Here is a 16618-nt window from a genome sequence, read left to right on the forward strand (position 1 = left end):
ATGAACGCCTTCGCCGCCGCCATGGACCGCATCTATGCCAACCCGTCCATGGCGGTGACCGCCGTCTGGATTTCCGCTACGACATCAGAGGAACGCCCGATCCGCGTCATCCGCCGCGCCCCGGACCGCATCACAGACTTCGGCGCTGGGCGGTTTGTCAGCGACACCATGATGGTGGATGTGCGCGTGTCTGACCTGGCCGATCCCCGCCCCGGCGATCTGATCGTGATCGGCGCGGGCAGCTTCACCATCCAGGGGGAGCCTGTCCGCGACCGCGAACGCCTGATCTGGACACTGGACCTGCGGCCATCATGAGGTTGAAGATCGCCTTCGACCCAGACCTCGTCTCGCTGATGCAGGCCGAAATCGCTGCTGGTGAAAAGGCAGTGTCGGCGGCCATGCGCGAGGCGGGCACTTCCCTGAAATCCGCCTGGCGCGGCCAGATCAACGGCGCGGGGCTGGGCACCAGGCTGGGCAACTCTATCCGCCTCGCCAGTTTCCCGAAATCCGGCGACAGCCTGAACGCGGCGGCGCTGGTCTGGTCCAACGCCCCGGTGATCATCGGCGCGCATGACACAGGGCCGCTGATCCGGTCCAAGGACGGGTTCTGGCTGGCGATCCCCACCCCCGCCGCTGGCAAAAGCACCAAGGGCGGCCGGATCACCCCCGGCGAGTGGGAACGCCGCACCGGGTTGCGCCTGCGGTTCATCTACCGCCGCCGGGGGCCCAGCCTGCTGGTGGCGGAAGGACGTTTGAATTCGAAAGGCCGGGCCGTGGCATCGAAATCCAAGACCGGACGCGGGCTGACGACTGTCCCGATCTTCCTGTTGGTGCCGCAAGTCAAGTTGCGCAAGCGGCTGGATCTGGCGCGGGATGCCGAGCGGGCGGTGGACGGCGTGCCGGGGCGAATTGTTGCGAATTGGGTGGAGGGGAAAGTGTGATCGCCACTTCTGCTCAGTAGCCAGCCTCGCGTTGATGGCGCACGGCCAATACCACCGCCGTTTCACCGTCAAACCGATAGAGCGACACATAGCCACTGTCGCCAAAGGTGATGAACCACTCGCGGAATTCCGGTTCCATGTCCTCAGCCGGTCGCCCGGCGCCCGGTTGATCGCGCAGGATGTTCATGCCTTCGCGGATGGATTTGGCGGCGCGTCGGGCGGCATCAGGGTTCTTGTCAGCAAGGAAACGGTACAGCCGCTCGACATCCCGCAGTGCGGCGGGCGACCAGATCAGTCGTGGCATTCAGGGGCTGCCGCCGCTTCGCCTGCTTCCAGCTTGGCAAGCCAGGCATCGGCTTCGTCATGTGTCACGTGCTTGCCGGTCGCCTGATACTCCCGCCAGGCCTGCAACCCGGCTTGCCGAAACGCTTCGCGCTTCTCTTCGCGGTCGACGAACTGCGCCACGGCCTCACGCAGCATCCAATGCGTGGAGCGGTCCTTGGCATCCGCCAGCCGCTTGAGGCGGTCGCGGGTGTCCTGATCGAGCTTCACGGCGATGGGTCGGACGGCGTTCATCGGTGCTGCTCCGTGCGAGTATTCATGGGTATTACCTTTAGCACATCCGCGACCATCACAGAAGTCATAATTCAGGAAGTGCTCTGTCATGCCCACCACCCGCGAAACCATCCTCGCCGCGCTGCACGCGCGGCTGCAGCCGCTCGCCGCCCTCACCTTGCGCGATGAGGTCTTGCCCGAACGGATCCCGGCGGCCGGGATGATCATCTTGCGCGACGGCCAACCGGGCGAACCAGAGGTGACGCTGTCGCCCTTGCGCTATCACTACCAGCACCGCGCCGAGTTGGAGGTCGTTGTCCAGGCTGGCACCGGTCGTGCCAGCCCCTTCGACACCCTGATCGCCAGCATCGGCGCAGCGATTGAATCCGACCGCACGCTTGGCGGCCTCTGCGACTGGGTCGAACCCGAATCCTCGGCCTCGGTCGATCTGCCCATCGAGGGCGCGGCGGCGCTGAAGGCGGCGGTCATCACTGTCGTCTTGCACTACACCACCACCGGCCCTCTGGCCTGACACCCCAAACATCGAGGAGACTCCCATGGCACGTGCGCAAGGCGCGCGGGCGCAGATGGCGCTTGCGTATGAGACGGTTTACGGCACCCCGCCGGTGAGTGGGTTCCGATTGATGCCCTTTGCCCGAACCACGCTCGGTTCGGAACAGCCGCTGCTGGAATCCGAACTGCTGGGCTATGGCCGCGATCCCCTCGCCCCGATCAAGGATGCTGTCACTGCTGATGGCGAGGTGGTGATCCCCATTGATGTGGAGGCCTTCGGGTTCTGGCTGAAGGCGGCGTTTGGCCAGCCGGTCACCAGCGGCACCACGCCCAAGACCCACACCTTCCAGTCAGGCAACTGGACGCTGCCCAGCATGGCCATCGAAACTGCCATGCCCGAAGTGCCGCGTTTCGCGATGTATTCCGGCTGTGTCCTCGATCAGTTGACCTGGCAGATGCAGCGCTCCGGCCTTCTTACGGCGACCGCACGGCTTGTCGCGCAAGGCGAAACCATCGCAGCCGCCACTGCCGCAGGCACGCCCACCGCGCTGGGCCTGCAGCGCTTCGGCCATTTCAACGGCACGGTGAAACGCAACGGCAGCAGCCTGGGGAACGTGGTCTCGGCCGAGATCACCTATTCCAACAACCTCGACCGCATTGAGACCATCCGGGGCGATGGCCGCATTGATGGTGCTGACCCCGCCATGGCCGCCCTGTCGGGACGGATCGAGGTGCGGTTTTCCGACACGGCGCTGATCACCCAAGCCATCGACGGCACGCCCTGCGAGTTGGAGTTCAACTACAGCCTCGGGGCCAACGCCAGCTTCACCTTCACTGCCCACGCCGTCTATCTGCCCCGCCCGCGCATCGAAATCGCCGGACCCCAAGGCGTGCAGGCCACCTTCGACTGGATGGCCGCCAAGGCAGCCAGCCCCGCCCGCATGTGCACCGCCGTCCTCATCAACACCTTGGCGGCCTATTGAATTGGGTATGGAGGCTGATCCGCACAGTGGAGGCGGGCGCGAAATGGCGGTATCCGTTTCAACGATTCCCCCGAGAAAGGTTCCGCACATGACACCCGCCGAAATCATGGCTGCATTGGAGGGCGTTGGCCCGCTGCCGCGCGACGCATTGGAAGCAGCAGGACAATCGCGCGAAGCCATGGTGCCGGTGTTTCTGGACTACATCGGCAAACTGCAAACGGCAAAGATCGATGATCTGGAGCGCATGGATGCGTTCGTTTTCATCTTCTTCCTTCTAGCGGAATGGCGCGAGACCCGGGCATTTCGCCCACTGGCCAAGCTGCTCCGGCGCGATCCGGAATTTCTGGATGCACTGTTGGGAGATTCGATCACCGAAGCCTCGGCGCGTGTCATGGCAGGGGTGTTTGACGGCGATCTGCAACCGCTGTTCGACATTCTGCAGGATGATACCGCTGACAGCTTCCTGCGTGGCGAGATGTTTGACACGCTGGCCATCGTTGCCTTGGAAAATCCCGGTCTGCGGCCCCGCGTTTCGCAGTTCCTCGTCGACTTCTTCGACCTCACCGGCACCAATACAGGCGAGGAAGTCTGGTGGTCTTGGGCCGAATGTATTGCGGCCCTTGGCCTTTCAAACATGGAAACTGCGGTGCGCGCCGTGTTCGACAGTGGTCTGATCACCCCGGATCACAGCCGTGTCGAGGATTTCACCGAGCGGCTTCAGGCAACGCTGGATGCCGGTCGGCCCGACTGGTTCACTGAAATATCCAGCAACACGCTGATCACTGACACCATCGCCGAACTCGAGCCATGGTACTGCTTCACTCCGGAATACCTGGCGAAGAAGGCTGAAGGCCGCCTGAACGTCCTGTCGTCGCTGATGCCCCGCAGCAGCGATCCGTTCAACAGCGTGATCACCGGCAAGACCGGCCGAAACGACCCCTGCCCTTGTGGCAGTGGCAAGAAGTTCAAGAAATGCTGCCTCCAATGACCTGAACAGTCCACCTGCTCTACTGACCACCCTCCCCAGCGACGTGCCCCGGCACGTCGCTTTTGTTTTGAGAAAGGCCCAAAGATGATCCGACTGAACCTGACTGCCACGCCTGAATGGCTGGACCTCGCCCCTGGCTTGCGCCTGCTCGTCGGACCCTTGACCACCGCACTGATGGTGTCCGCACGCGCCGATCCGGCAATCGAGACCCTGCCGGAAGGTGCCAGCCAAGAGGCGCTGGCCCTCGCGATGGCCAAGGCCGTCGCCCGCCGTGCTGTGCTGGATTGGGAAGGTGTGGGCGATGATGCCGGAAATGTCGTGCCCGTCAGCCCCGAGGGCATCGACGCCCTTCTGGAAATCTGGCCGATCTTCGAAGCCTTCCAGACGATGTATGTCGCCAAGGGCCTGATCCTGGACGCAGAAAAAAACGTCTCCGCGCCCTCGCCGACTGGTCCTTCGGCGGGGGCGATCGGTACTGCGCCGCCTGCGCGGGAGCGTGCCCGGACTGCCCCGCAAGACTGAACCGACCCCAGACCCCCGAGGGCTGGCAGGTTTGGGATCTGGTCGGACGCCTTGGCGGGCAACTCCGCGTAATCCCCGGTGCGGTCCTCGGTTGGGACATGGGCGCTGCCCTCGCCATGGCCCACGCGCTGGGCATCGACACCCTGATCGCCGCCGAGCTGCTGCCTGAGATCGAGGCAGTGATGGTGCGCAAGTTGAACGAACAGATGGAAGGAAGCCGCGATGGCTGAAAAAAGGGTCAGCGTCCGCCTCGTGGCGGAGGGCGGTCGCCAGGTGCGTGCGGAACTGGAAGGCATCGGTGATGCTGGCGCGCGGGGCTTTGGCCGCCTCTCGACCGAGATGGAACTGGCCAACACGCGGCTGGCCAGCTTTGCCCGCAAGGCCGGGCTCGCGCTGGCGGCCGTGACGGTTGCTGCGGCGGCTGCTGGCGTGGCGATGGTCCGATCCGGATTGGAGACCATCGGCGCGCAGGCGGACATGGCGGCATCCCTGAAAACCACCGTCGAAAGCCTGCAGGTGCTGACGTGGGCTGGCGAGCTTGCCGGGGTTTCCATGGGCGAGATCGAACAGGCCACGAAGAAGCTGACCACCCGGTTGTCGGAAGCTGCCGCCGGATCGGGTTCGGCAGTCGGGGCCTTGCAGCGGCTGAACCTGACAGCAGCCGACCTTCAGGCATTGCCACTCGACCAGCGCATCGTCGCCATCCAGGAAGCCTTGAACCGGTTTGTTCCCGAAGCGGAACGCGCCGCCGTGGCATCCGACCTCTTCGGCGACAAGGCGGCATTGGCTTTCCTTCGCATTGATCCAGCCACCCTGCGCGAAGCGGCGCAGGATGTGCGCGATTTCGGTGTGGCGGTCAGCGCGGCTGATGCCACACAGATCGAACGGACCGGCGACGCAATCGCCAAACTCAGCCTGATCTGGCTCGGGCTGACCAACCGGTTGACGGCGGCCGTTGCCCCAGCACTGGAAACCATCGCCAACACGCTGGCCGATATGGCGCGCAGCACCGGGCCGATTGGCATCGCCATCAATGCCCTTTTCGACAACATCGGTCGCCTGACCACCTACGCTGCGACCTTTGCCACGCTGATGGCAGGGCGCTGGGTGGCGGGGCTGGCCGCTGCAGCTCTGTCGGTGCGCGGCCTTGCCACCGGCCTCGTCATCCTGCGCGGGGCGCTGATCCGCACCGGCATCGGCGCGCTGATCGTCGGCGCAGGGGAGTTGGTGTTCCAGTTCACCCGGCTCGTCGCAGGCGCGGGCGGGTTTGGCGCAGCGATTGGCCTGCTGAAAGAACTGGCGTTGGAGGTCTGGGATCGCATCGGCCTTGGGGCCGCGTCTGCCTGGTCGAAGATCGAGGCCAGCTGGGCCGGGCTGCAAGCCACCATCTACGGCGCGATGCAGTCCTCAGTTGAGGCGGTGACCAGTTTCGGCAATTCGGCGGCAGGCATTTTCAAAGGCGCCTATGATGCAGTGAAGGCAATCTGGGGCCAATTGCCGGGCGCGATTGGTGATTTTGCCTTCCAAGCCGCCAACGGTCTGATCAGCGGCGTCGAGGCCATGCTGAACGGCGTCGTCACTCGCATCAACAACTTCATCAACGGGCTGAACGCAGCACTCGACCTTCTGCCCGATTGGGCTGTCGGCGAAGGCGGGGTGCGGATCGGTACGCTGGACCCCGTGGCGCTGGGCCGGATCGACAATCCCTTTGCAGGGTCCGCAGCTGCTGCCGGAACTGCCGCCGCTGAAGCCTTCTCGGCGGCGATGGCGCAGACCTATGTCACTACGCCCGATCTTGGGCTGACCGGCATGGCTGAAGAGGCGACCGCCCGGGCCGATGCCTATCGCGAGGCTTCCGGCATGCTGGCCGATGCAGCCACCCGTCCATTGCAAAGCTGGCAGGCGCTGAAGGATGCTGTCGCCGGTGCCGGAACCGAAGGCAAAACCGCACTCGATGGGGCCGCAGAGGCCGCCAACCGGCTGGACGAGTCGATGACCGAAGCCGGGCGCGCTGCCGGTGGGGCCGGTGCCGCCGCCGCAACCGGGGCCGAAGTGGCCAAGACCGGATGGGAGGCGGCCGTCGCCACGCTCGCCGACTACGCTGCCAAGGCGCGCGACATTGGGGGCGACATCGGCAATGCGCTGGTCTCTGCCTTCACTTCGGCCGAGAATGCCGTGGGCGAGTTCGTGAAGACCGGCAAGCTCGACTTCCGCGATCTCGTGACCTCGATGATCGCCGATCTCGCGAAACTGGCGGCTCGTCGGTTTATTCTCGGCCCCATCGCCAATGCACTGTCGGGCGCACTGAGCGGCGCGGGTGGTATCTTCGCCAATATCCTGCATGCGGGTGGGATGGTCGGATCGCCTAGCCCGGGTCGTATGGTCCCGGCGCTTGCCTTCGCCAATGCCCCGCGCATGCATGCAGGCGGCTGGGCCGGGATCAAGCCCGACGAGGTTCCGGCAATCCTGCAACGGGGAGAGCGGGTCCTGTCGCGCCGGGAAGCAGCGGCCTACGGCCAGACCACCGTGGCCCCGAACATCTCCGTCACCATCATGGCCCGCGATGCCGAAAGCTTCCGGCAGTCGCGCACGCAGGTCGCAGCCGATATCGCCCGGGCCGTATCCCTCAGCCGGAGGGGCATGTGATGGCGTTTCACGAAGTGCGCTTTCCCGACAATATCAGCCGCGGCGCGCGGGGCGGACCAGAACGGCGCACGCAAGTTGTAGAGCTGGCGAGCGGCGATGAGGAACGCAATGCCAGCTGGGCCAACAGCCGCCGCCGCTATGATGTGGCCTATGGCATCCGGCGTGCGGATGATCTGGCGGCAGTCGTCGCCTTCTTCGAGGCGCGCAACGGCCGCTTGCACGGCTTTCGCTACAAGGATTGGGCAGACTATAAATCTGCCCTGCCGTCGCAGGCGATTACTCCGACAGACCAGCAGATCGGCACCGGGACCGGCAGTCAGCAGACCTTCCAGCTGGCAAAGCGCTACACGTCCGGAGCACAGACGTGGGTCCGGATCATCACCAAACCGGTCGCCGGAACTGTCCGCGCGGCGCTGGGCATGGTCGAGCAGATGTCGGGCTGGACCGTGGACACGACGACTGGCGTCGTTACCTTCACCACCGCCCCTGCAGGTGGCGTCGTCGTCCGCGCTGGCTTCGAATTCGATGTGCCGGTGCGGTTCGACAGCGACACCCTCGACGTCACCCTTGATTTTGAACGGCTGGGATCAATCACCGCCATTCCCCTGCTGGAGATCCGCAGATGAAAAACCTCTCCCCAGCGCTGCAGGCCCATCTCGATGAAGGCACGACCACCCTGTCCTGGTGCTGGCGGATTTCGCGCAGCGATGGCGTGGCGTTGGGCTTTACGGATCATGATCTCACCCTCAGTTTCGATGGCACTATGTTTGAGCCGGAGAGCGGGTTCGCCGCCTCGGAAATCCGCGCGGGCTCCGATCTCGCCGTCGATGCGCAAGACGCGACCGGTGTGCTGACCTCCGACCGGATCACGGAAACCGACATCCTCGACGGGCGGTGGGACAATGCGGCGGTGGAGCTGTGGCGGGTGAACTGGGCCGATACCAGCCAGCGCGTTCTGTTACGCCGGGGTGCTGTCGGGCAAATCCGCCGCGGCCGCATGGCCTTTGTCGCGGAGGTGCGCTCGCTTGCGCACCTTCTCGGCCAGACGGTCGGCCGGACGTTTCAGGCGGGGTGTGATGCCCGCTTGGGCGACACCCGCTGCGGCATCGATCTGGAAACCGTCGTCTACAAGGGTACGGGCGTCGTCACCGACCTGTTGCGCGACCGGGCGTTCATGGCGTCCGGGCTGGCTGGTTTTGATGCGGGCTGGTTCACCTCCGGCACCTTGACCTGGACCAGTGGTGCAAATGCGGGCCGCGTCACCGAGGTGCTGGCACACGGTTTGGATGGTAGCATCGCCACCCTGACCCTGCTGGAAGCACCGGTTCGCGCCATCGCCGAGGGCGACAGCTTCATCGCCCGCGCGGGCTGTGACAAGCGCATCACTACCTGCAGCGCCAAGTTTGCCAATGTCGCCAACTTCCGGGGTTTTCCCAACATTCCGGGTCAAGATGCGGTCCTGCGCTATGCCAGCCAAGACGGCGGCCATGAAGGAAATGTGCTGTGAAGAGCGCTGATCCCGACTTGGTCATCGCCACCGCTCGGCGCTGGCTCGGCACGCCGTACCACGATCAAGCCAGTCTGCGCGGTGTCGGTTGCGATTGCCTTGGGCTGGCACGTGGCGTGTGGCGCGAGGTGGTGGGCGACGAACCTTTCCCGATCCCGCCCTACAGCCGGGATTGGGGTGAGACCGGCTCGCACGAGATTCTGGCAGAGGGTGCGCGCCAGATGATGCCGGAAATCACGCCCACTGAAGCGGGGCCCGGCACGCTGATCCTATTCCGCATGGCCCCGCGTGCCATCGCCAAGCATGTCGGGATCCTGACCGCCCCCGATCGTTTCATCCACGCCTATGAACGGCTGGGCGTGGTCGAGGAAACCCTGACACCGGCATGGGCGCGCAAGATCGCCTTCGCCTTCCTGTTTCCCAGAGATTGAGACCCCAGACATGGCAACTTTGGTTCTCGGCGCCGTCGGCTCCGCGATTGGCGGCGCATTTGGCGGGGCCATCCTCGGCTTTTCCGGTGCGGCCATCGGCGGCTTCATCGGATCCACTATCGGGTCAGTGGTCGACAACTGGATCGTCTCATCCCTCGCCCCAGCGCAGCGGATCGAGGGCGCGCGGCTGGACAGCTTGCGCATCACGTCCTCCACCGAAGGGGCCGTGATCCCACGCTTGTTCGGCCGGATGCGGATCGGCGGCAATATCATCTGGGCCACTGACTTCCGCGAGGAGGTCAACACTACCAGTCAAGGCGGCGGCAAAGGCAGCGGGCCTAAGGTCACCACCACCGAATACCTCTATTATGCCAGCTTCGCAGTCGCGCTGTGCGAGGGCGAAATCACCGGCATTGGCCGGGTCTGGGCTGATGGCAAGGCGATGGATATGACCGGGGTCACCTGGCGCTGGTATCCGGGCGACGAGGTGCAATCCCCCGATCCGTTCATCTCCGCCAAGATGGGCGCAGCCAACACCCCGGCCTATCGCGGCACCGCCTACGTCGTTTTCGAAGAACTGAACCTCAGCGCCTTCGGCAATCGTCTGCCGCAGATTAGTTTCGAGGTGTTCCGCCCGCTGGCCGATCCCGACACCGCCGAAGGGCTGGTCAAGGCGGTGACGATGATCCCGGCCTCGGGCGAATTCACCTATGCGACCGCCCCGGTCAAAAAATCCAACGGCTCCGGCGGCGCGACAGTGGCCGAGAACCTGAATGCCATCACCGACACCGCGGACATCGTTGTGGCGCTGGACCGGCTGCAGTCACTCGCTCCGGCTGTGGAAAGCGTGAGCCTGGTTGTCGCGTGGTTTGGCAATGATCTGCGCGCCGGGAACTGCAACGTGCGGCCGGGTGTCGAGGTGGACACCAAGACGACGACGCCCTCGGCTTGGGTCGTGAATGGCGTCGCCCGTGCCGATGCGTTTCTTGTCAGCCGCGATGCCGAGGACCGCCCGGTCTATGGCGGCACGCCCGCCGACTTCGCCGTGGTGCAAGCGATCCAGGAGATGAAGGCACGCGGGCTGCGCGTGACTCTCTATCCCTTCCTGCTGCTGGACGTCCCGCCCGGCAACACCAAACCGAACCCCTACAGCGCCAATGCGGCCACCTCGGGCCAGCCGACCTTCCCCTGGCGCGGCCGGATCACCTGTTCCCCGGCGGCGGGTTTTGCAGGATCGGTGGACAAGACCGCGACCGCTGCCACGCAGGTCGCAGCGCTGTTCGGCACGGCCACACCAGCCAACTTCAGCGTGTCGGGCACCACTGTCAGCTGGACCGGCCCGGTTGGCGAGTGGTCCCTGCGCCGGATGATCCTGCACTATGCGCATCTCTGCAAGGCGGCAGGCGGCGTCGACGCCTTCCTGATCGGTTCAGAAATGCCAGGCCTGACCACGATCCGCTCCGGTGCCAGCACCTATCCTGCGGTCACCGCCTTCAAATCCCTCGCCGCCGATGTGCGCGCGATCCTCGGCGTTGGGCCGAAGATCGGGTATGCCGCCGACTGGTCGGAATACTTCGGTCACCACCCTGCCGACGGCAGCGGCGATGTGTTCTTCCACCTCGACCCGCTCTGGTCGGACGCCAATATCAACTTCATCGGCATCGACAACTACATGCCGCTGTCCGATTGGCGCGACGGGTTCGATCACGCTGACGCCGCGCTGGCGCCTGCGATTTATGACCGGGAGTATCTGCAATCCAACATCACCGGCGGCGAAGGCTTCGACTGGTTCTATGCTGACGCCCTTGATCGAACCGCGCAGAACCGCACGCCGATCACAGATGGCGCGGCGGCCAAACCATGGGTCTTCCGCTTCAAGGATCTGCGCGCTTGGTGGCAAAACCCGCATTTCAACCGGCCCGGCGGGGCCGAAAGCGGTACGCCGACGGCATGGGTGCCGCAGTCGAAACCCGTCTGGTTCACCGAACTGGGTTGCCCGGCGATTGACCGCGGCACCAATCAGCCGAACGTGTTCTTCGACCCAAAATCCTCGGAAAGCTTCACGCCCTACTTCTCGCGCGGATGGCGCGACGATGCGATCCAGCGGGCCTATCTGGAAGCCAGTTTTCTATTCTGGGGCACGTCGGCGAACAACCCGGTGTCCTCGGTCTACGGCAATCGCATGGTCCATATGCCCGAATGCGCCGCCTGGACATGGGACGCACGGCCTTATCCGTTCTTTCCCGAACTGACCGATGTCTGGACTGATGGCCCGAACTGGCGGCTGGGCCACTGGCTGACCGGGCGGCTGGGCGCAGTATCGCTGGCGGCACTGGTCCGCCACCTTTGTCTCCGCGCCGGAATGCCCGCAGAATTGATCGACGTCTCCGGCCTCTGGGGTGCGGTCGAGGGCTATGTGATCTCGGCGCTTGAAGCCCCACGCGCGTCAATTTCCACACTCGCCCGGCATTTCGGCTTCGATGCTGTCGAGAGCGAAGGGCGCATCAAGTTCCTGATGCGCGGCCGAATTGCCGGTGCCACGATCACCCCGGATGGAATGGTGGCCCCCGCCTCTGCGCAGGGCGATGTGATGGAACTGACTCGGGCGCAGGAAACCGAACTGCCGCAGGCCTTGAAATGGCAGGTCGCGCGGGCCGACGAGGATTATGACGCGGCACAGGTCGAGGCGCGCCGCATCACCGTCGACACCACCCGCATCGCGTCCGAGTCCTTCCCGATGGCGATCCCACCGGAAGAAGCCGAGCGCCGCTGCCGTCGCGCGCTGATGGAGGCATGGATTGGCCGCGAAAGTGCCGTGTTCCGCCTGCCGCCTTCGCGACTGGCGCTGGATCCCTGCGATGTGATCCTGCTCGACCACGATGGCCGCCTGACGGAAATGCGCCTGGTGTCCATCGCGGACTCCGACCTGCGCAGTGTCGACGCCGTGCGCCAGGACCGGGCGGTCTATGACTTGCCGCCGGGAGAGCCGCGACCTGCGTCCTTGTCGACGCCGACGGTATTCGGTGCACCCGACATCGTGCTGCTGGACCTGCCACAGTTGCGTGAGGATCAACCTGCGCATAGGCCCATGATCGCAGCGCATGCCAAACCGTGGCCAGGCGAAATCGCGGTCTACCGCAGTGCCGCGACCGACGGCTTCACACTGTTGACCACCTTCAGCTCGCGGGCGCGCATGGGTGTGCTGGCTGAGGATTTCTACGCTGGACCTGTGTCGCGCTTTGATCTGGGCAATGCACTGGTGGTCGATCTCTATTCCGGCACGCTGGAGAGCGTCACGGACATTGCCTTGCTCGGTGGGGCCAACGCGCTGGCTGTCGAGACCGGCGCTGAGCAATGGGAAATTGTCCAGGCGGGCACGGCCGAACTGATCGCACTTGGGCGATACAGGCTGACGCGCCTGCTGCGCGGCCAGCGCGGAACAGAAGGTGCCATCGTCGGCACGGTGCCGACCGGCGCGCGGGTGGTCGTGCTGGACACGGCCGTGGCGCCCTTGCCGATTTCCGAAGCCGATCTGGGTCTGCCATGGAACTGGCGCATCGGCCCGGCATCGCGCCCGGCCAGCGACGAAACCTTTGTTGCCACCACCTTCACGCCCGAGGGCGCTGGACTGCGGCCGTTTTCGGTGGCCCATGTCGAGCAACCATGGCGCATCGCCCGCAGCCCGGGCGATCTGACCATCCGCTGGACGCGGCGGTCCCGGTCGCTGGCTGCTGACACTTGGGGCGCTGGCGATGTGCCCTTGGCCGAGGACAGTGAAGCCTATGAGGTGGACATCCTCGACGGAGCAACTCGTAAGAGAACCTTACAAGTTGCCACGACCAGCGCCCTCTACACCGCCGCCCAGCAGACCGCCGATTGGGGCGCACCGCTCGGGCCTGGCCAATCCCTATCGATCCGCATCTTCCAGCTCTCGGCTCTGATTGGCCGGGGCGCTGGGCGATCCGTCACCCTCACCTTCTGAAAGCGCACCCCCAGAAAGACCGAAAAATGTCCGACATCACCACCCATCTGCTGTTGCCCTACATCCTGGCATCGCAGGCACAGAAGCATGTCACCCATAACGAAGCGCTGCGCCTGCTGGATGCCATGGTCCAGCTGTCAGTCCTCGACCGAACACGCACCGCCCCACCCGTCAGCCCGACCGATGGCGACCGGCATATCGTGGCATCAGGCGCGACAGGTCTGTGGTTGGGTTGGGATTTGAACGTCGCCTTCTGGGTCGATGGCGTCTGGATGCGCCTGGTGCCACGCCCGGGTTGGCTGGCTTGGATTGCCGCAGAACAGACCTTTGTCGTCTGGAATGGGTCGGCCTGGGATCTGGTCGGTGAACCGGTGGATGTGTCGGATGCCGTCTTCAGTCTGGTGAACGACGCCGATCCGACCAAGAAGGCGTTGTTCTCCCTCTCGGGCCTCACCACCGGCACGACCCGGACCTTCGCCCTGCCGAACACCTCGTCGGAACTGGCGATCCTTGCGGGCACGCAGACCTTTTCCGGCAACAAGACCTTCTCCGGTTCGCTGACCGCATCGGGCGCGGTGTCCATCAGTGGCACGCTGACCGCCTCGGGCACGGTCACGGTTTCCGGCGCAGCAGCCTCGATCGGCACGGCGATCACCGCTGCAACCTATGGAATGGGGACTGGGGTCAATCCAACCGGCGTGACCAAGACCCTGAACCTCGGCACCGGCGGCGCATCCGGATCGACCACGGTCGTCAACATCGGGTCAGCCACAGCAGGCGCAGGCGGCACGACGGTCGTAAACACGCCGACGGTCACCTTCGCCAATGCCGTCACGCAGGTCGGCATGCCCCAAGCCAACCTCACCGCGCAGCTTCTCGGGCTCGGCGGGGCGACGGCCGACAGTTACAACCGGGTTTCGGTCAACACCCCGGCGCTCCTGTTCAACAATGCCGGGGCCGGGATCGAGGCCACCGTCAATAAGGCCGCCGCCGGGAACGATGCGGCCTTTGCGTTCAAGACCGGCTTCTCTGCGCGGGCCTTGTTCGGCCTGCTGGGCAGTGACGATTTCAGCGTCAAGGTCAGCCCGGACGGCTCAGCCTTCATCGAGGCTGTGAAAATCGACCGCACCAATGGCAGGGTCGAACTGCCTGAACCGCTGGTGCTGCCCGCGCATGACGCAGCCCCCGCGCCACCGCCAGCCGGGCGGATCGCGCTTTATGGCCGCAATCGTGCCGGAACGGGCTGGGTCGATGTTCAGCGCCCCTCGGGCCGCCATTTCCCGTTGCAACCGCATTTCGGGGTCAACCGGGTGGCCACCTGGTCGCCGTCAGTCAGCACCACCGTGACGACCGACGGCATGCCGCGCACCGCTGTCGGCACCGTGGCTACGCCGACGCTGGCCACCACCGGCCTTGCCGCCAGCATCCGCCGCTGGCGCGTCACCAGTGCCGCGACCGCCAATGCCGCCGCCGAAGAACGCTCGGCAGGCTGGGTCTGCTGGCGCGGCAATGCCGCGGGTCTGGGAGGGTGGAACTACGTGAACCGGCTGTCGCTGACCACGCTGCAGGCGACGGGGATGGGGTTCTTCGGCCTCTATGGATCGGTGGCGGCGCTGGCGACCACCCTTACGCTGGCCACCGTGGTGAACTGCATTGGCATCGGGTTCCAGCGCGGGACGCACACCAACTGGCAACTGGTCCACAACGATGGCACCGGCGCTCCGACCCTGATCGACCTCGGGGCCAGTTTCCCTGTGGCCAGCCTGACGAATGTGCTGACGCTCTACATCGCCGCCACGCCGAACGGGTCCGACATCGGCCTGCGGTTGGTCGAGGAGGTCAGCGGCGCGGCGGTCGAGTTTACCATCACCACCGACATGCCCGCTGCCACCCAACTGCTCAGTCCGCGCAACTACATGAACAACGGCGCGACAGCCGCCGCCGTCGCCTACGACTGCGCGGGCGTCTACCTCGAGACAGATTACTAAAGGATATCAACATGACAGAACGAACGACCCTCCTGCAGGAGGTCGGCCAGGCCTTCCGCGACAATGGCTTGACTGCCGCCATCACCGCGCTGGTCGGCGGTTGCCTTGCCGTTGCCGCCACAGTGACGAGGAAGGCATTCACCAACGAGGCGATGCTGGAGCGCCTCGACCGCGAACTGCTCCTTGAACGCGAGCGGATCGACAAACAGCGTGCCGAAGACCGCAAAGCCGATGCTGACCGGCTGGAGCGGATTGAGACCGACATTCGCGCGATGCGCGACGTGATGTTCGAGGCCTTCCAGCGCGGCCGCACCGACTGACCAAGCCACCAACCATCCTTCCCACCCCACCCGCCCTCGAGGCGGGTTTTGCATTTCTGGAGACCATCATGCCGACCACGACCTATGCCCACTTCCGCGACGTGCCCGAAAGCGCCTGGCGCTGGCCCAGCTTTTCCCCGGCCGAGATCGCCTGCCGCGGCACCGGCGCGATCAAGATCAACACCGAGGCCATGGACAAGCTGCAAGCCCTGCGCAACCGCTTCGGCAAGCCGCTGATCGTGCGCTCCGGCTATCGCAGTCCCAGCCATAACAGGGCGGTTGGAGGGGCCCCGGCCTCGAAACACATGCTTGGCACGGCGTTCGACATCGCCATGTCGAACCATGATCCGGTGGCTTTTGCCGAGGCCGCCCGCGCCGTAGGCTTTCTCGGTTTCGGCACGTATCCCCGGTCGGGTTTCATGCACATCGACCTCGGGCCTGCGCGCGGCTGGGGCGAGCCGTTCCCCATTCGCGCAACGCCCTTTGTGCCGGAGGTGGCCCCCGCCCGTGAAGTCTTGGCCGACAGCCGCACCCTCAAAGGCGGTGGGGCGGCAGGCATCGCAACTGTCGGCGCCGCTGGTGTCGAAGTCGCGCAGGAAGTCCTGGCGGAAACCCAATCCGCCATCCTGCCCCTGGTGCCCTATCTCGACACCCTGCGCTGGGTCTTCATCGCTGTGGCGCTGATCGGCATCGCCGTCGCCATCCACGCCCGGATCGATGACTGGAAGCGGGGCCAGCGATGACAGGCTGGATCACCGCATTCCTCGCCAGCGGCCCGGCGCGCAAAGCGCTGGGCCTGCTGCTGATCGCCCTCACCATCGCCTTGTTCGTCCTGAACCTCCGCCGCGCCGGTGAACGCGCCGGGCGGCTTGCCGAGCGCCTTTCAACATCGGAGAGAACCCATGAAATCCAACGCCATATGCTGGACGCCGCGACCCGCCGCCCTGCTGATCGTGATGCTTTGGCTCAGCGCATGCGGAATGCGCGGTTCTGAGGCCCGGACACTCTGCCCACCTGTGGTGGAATACAGCGCTGCTGATCAGAGCCGAGCGGCCGACGAGGTCGAGGCGCTTCCGGAAGGGGCGGTCATCATTCGGATGCTCGGCGATTACGCTGTTCTGCGTGATCAAGCGCGGGCGTGCCGGTGAAATCTACACCGGGTACCAGCCCACGGGTACCGCCGTCCGCGTAAACTTCGGCACATCGCCTGGCCCGGTTTACAGACGCATGACTCGACGAAGC

18 protein-coding genes are annotated in these 16618 nt (G+C 65.2%); 16 read left to right on the forward strand and 2 right to left on the reverse strand.

What is annotated here, in order from left to right; all coding sequences use genetic code 11:
• Positions 1-315: a head-tail joining protein gene (locus tag C5F46_RS10260; RefSeq protein ID WP_107325259.1), complete on the forward strand. Its 315-nt coding sequence runs from the start codon at positions 1-3 to the stop codon at positions 313-315.
• Positions 312-941 (forward strand): DUF6441 family protein, encoded by a 630-nt coding sequence (locus C5F46_RS10265; protein WP_107325260.1) that lies wholly within the window; start codon positions 312-314, stop codon positions 939-941. Before C5F46_RS10260 ends, C5F46_RS10265 begins: the two co-directional genes overlap by 4 nt.
• 13 nt (positions 942-954) lie before the next feature.
• Here the strand turns inward: C5F46_RS10265 and C5F46_RS10270 are convergent, their stop codons facing one another.
• Positions 955-1245 carry a type II toxin-antitoxin system RelE/ParE family toxin gene (locus C5F46_RS10270; protein WP_107325261.1) on the reverse strand — a complete coding sequence of 97 codons (291 nt, stop codon included), beginning with the start codon at positions 1243-1245 and terminating at the stop codon, positions 955-957.
• Positions 1233-1607, reverse strand: a complete 375-nt coding sequence (locus tag C5F46_RS10275; RefSeq protein WP_235820144.1) for a CopG family ribbon-helix-helix protein — start codon at positions 1605-1607, stop codon at positions 1233-1235. The genes C5F46_RS10270 and C5F46_RS10275 overlap by 13 nt, the downstream gene beginning before the upstream one ends.
• Between C5F46_RS10275 and C5F46_RS10280 the strand changes: the two genes are divergently transcribed.
• The 14 genes from C5F46_RS10280 (at position 1606) to C5F46_RS10340 (ending at position 16370) form a co-directional block, all read left to right on the forward strand.
• Entirely contained in the window at positions 1606-2028 is a 423-nt protein-coding gene (locus C5F46_RS10280) for an acyl-CoA transferase (RefSeq protein WP_107325263.1), read from the forward strand. The genes C5F46_RS10275 and C5F46_RS10280 overlap by 2 nt on opposite strands.
• Before the next feature lie 25 nt (positions 2029-2053).
• Positions 2054-2992, forward strand: coding sequence for a phage tail tube protein (locus tag C5F46_RS10285; protein ID WP_107325264.1), 939 nt, complete (start codon positions 2054-2056; stop codon positions 2990-2992).
• Between the two features lie 88 nt (positions 2993-3080).
• Entirely contained in the window at positions 3081-3980 is a 900-nt protein-coding gene (locus tag C5F46_RS10290; protein ID WP_168796875.1) for a DUF1186 domain-containing protein, read from the forward strand.
• Between the two features lie 84 nt (positions 3981-4064).
• Entirely contained in the window at positions 4065-4502 is a 438-nt protein-coding gene (locus C5F46_RS10295) for a hypothetical protein (protein ID WP_107325266.1), read from the forward strand.
• A 71-nt stretch (positions 4503-4573) separates the two neighbouring features.
• Positions 4574-4732, forward strand: coding sequence for a DUF7697 family protein (locus C5F46_RS17205; RefSeq protein ID WP_420875297.1), 159 nt, complete (start codon positions 4574-4576; stop codon positions 4730-4732).
• Positions 4725-7148 (forward strand): phage tail tape measure C-terminal domain-containing protein, encoded by a 2424-nt coding sequence (locus C5F46_RS10300; RefSeq protein WP_107325267.1) that lies wholly within the window; start codon positions 4725-4727, stop codon positions 7146-7148. The genes C5F46_RS17205 and C5F46_RS10300 overlap by 8 nt, the downstream gene beginning before the upstream one ends.
• Entirely contained in the window at positions 7148-7774 is a 627-nt protein-coding gene (locus tag C5F46_RS10305; protein ID WP_107325268.1) for a DUF2460 domain-containing protein, read from the forward strand. The genes C5F46_RS10300 and C5F46_RS10305 overlap by 1 nt, the downstream gene beginning before the upstream one ends.
• A complete protein-coding gene (locus C5F46_RS10310; RefSeq protein ID WP_107325269.1) occupies positions 7771-8655 on the forward strand; it encodes a DUF2163 domain-containing protein in 885 nt (294 codons plus the stop codon). Before C5F46_RS10305 ends, C5F46_RS10310 begins: the two co-directional genes overlap by 4 nt.
• Positions 8652-9086, forward strand: coding sequence for an NlpC/P60 family protein (locus tag C5F46_RS10315; protein ID WP_107325270.1), 435 nt, complete (start codon positions 8652-8654; stop codon positions 9084-9086). The genes C5F46_RS10310 and C5F46_RS10315 overlap by 4 nt, the downstream gene beginning before the upstream one ends.
• 10 nt (positions 9087-9096) lie before the next feature.
• Entirely contained in the window at positions 9097-13068 is a 3972-nt protein-coding gene (locus C5F46_RS10320) for a baseplate multidomain protein megatron (RefSeq protein WP_107325271.1), read from the forward strand.
• Between the two features lie 26 nt (positions 13069-13094).
• Positions 13095-15056, forward strand: a complete 1962-nt coding sequence (locus C5F46_RS10325) for a DUF2793 domain-containing protein (protein WP_107325272.1) — start codon at positions 13095-13097, stop codon at positions 15054-15056.
• An 11-nt stretch (positions 15057-15067) separates the two neighbouring features.
• Positions 15068-15376 carry a hypothetical protein gene (locus C5F46_RS10330; RefSeq protein WP_103256906.1) on the forward strand — a complete coding sequence of 103 codons (309 nt, stop codon included), beginning with the start codon at positions 15068-15070 and terminating at the stop codon, positions 15374-15376.
• Between the two features lie 68 nt (positions 15377-15444).
• Positions 15445-16119 carry a YcbK family protein gene (locus C5F46_RS10335; protein ID WP_107325273.1) on the forward strand — a complete coding sequence of 225 codons (675 nt, stop codon included), beginning with the start codon at positions 15445-15447 and terminating at the stop codon, positions 16117-16119.
• Positions 16116-16370 (forward strand): hypothetical protein, encoded by a 255-nt coding sequence (locus C5F46_RS10340; protein ID WP_107325274.1) that lies wholly within the window; start codon positions 16116-16118, stop codon positions 16368-16370. Before C5F46_RS10335 ends, C5F46_RS10340 begins: the two co-directional genes overlap by 4 nt.
• The last annotated feature ends 248 nt before the right edge of the window (positions 16371-16618 follow it).

It is taken from the genome of Phaeovulum veldkampii DSM 11550 (assembly GCF_003034995.1).
GTDB classification, from domain to species: Bacteria; Pseudomonadota; Alphaproteobacteria; order Rhodobacterales; family Rhodobacteraceae; genus Phaeovulum; species Phaeovulum veldkampii.

Coding starts and splice junctions, on each gene's coding strand:
- C5F46_RS10260 (WP_107325259.1), top strand. CDS start 1: ATGAACGCCTTCGCCGCCGCCATGGACCGCATCTATGCCAACCCGTCC.
- C5F46_RS10265 (WP_107325260.1), top strand. CDS start 312: ATGAGGTTGAAGATCGCCTTCGACCCAGACCTCGTCTCGCTGATGCAG.
- C5F46_RS10270 (WP_107325261.1), bottom strand. CDS start 1,245: ATGCCACGACTGATCTGGTCGCCCGCCGCACTGCGGGATGTCGAGCGG.
- C5F46_RS10280 (WP_107325263.1), top strand. CDS start 1,606: ATGCCCACCACCCGCGAAACCATCCTCGCCGCGCTGCACGCGCGGCTG.
- C5F46_RS10275 (WP_235820144.1), bottom strand. CDS start 1,607: ATGACAGAGCACTTCCTGAATTATGACTTCTGTGATGGTCGCGGATGT.
- C5F46_RS10285 (WP_107325264.1), top strand. CDS start 2,054: ATGGCACGTGCGCAAGGCGCGCGGGCGCAGATGGCGCTTGCGTATGAG.
- C5F46_RS10290 (WP_168796875.1), top strand. CDS start 3,081: ATGACACCCGCCGAAATCATGGCTGCATTGGAGGGCGTTGGCCCGCTG.
- C5F46_RS10295 (WP_107325266.1), top strand. CDS start 4,065: ATGATCCGACTGAACCTGACTGCCACGCCTGAATGGCTGGACCTCGCC.
- C5F46_RS10300 (WP_107325267.1), top strand. CDS start 4,725: ATGGCTGAAAAAAGGGTCAGCGTCCGCCTCGTGGCGGAGGGCGGTCGC.
- C5F46_RS10305 (WP_107325268.1), top strand. CDS start 7,148: ATGGCGTTTCACGAAGTGCGCTTTCCCGACAATATCAGCCGCGGCGCG.
- C5F46_RS10310 (WP_107325269.1), top strand. CDS start 7,771: ATGAAAAACCTCTCCCCAGCGCTGCAGGCCCATCTCGATGAAGGCACG.
- C5F46_RS10320 (WP_107325271.1), top strand. CDS start 9,097: ATGGCAACTTTGGTTCTCGGCGCCGTCGGCTCCGCGATTGGCGGCGCA.
- C5F46_RS10325 (WP_107325272.1), top strand. CDS start 13,095: ATGTCCGACATCACCACCCATCTGCTGTTGCCCTACATCCTGGCATCG.
- C5F46_RS10330 (WP_103256906.1), top strand. CDS start 15,068: ATGACAGAACGAACGACCCTCCTGCAGGAGGTCGGCCAGGCCTTCCGC.
- C5F46_RS10335 (WP_107325273.1), top strand. CDS start 15,445: ATGCCGACCACGACCTATGCCCACTTCCGCGACGTGCCCGAAAGCGCC.
- C5F46_RS10340 (WP_107325274.1), top strand. CDS start 16,116: ATGACAGGCTGGATCACCGCATTCCTCGCCAGCGGCCCGGCGCGCAAA.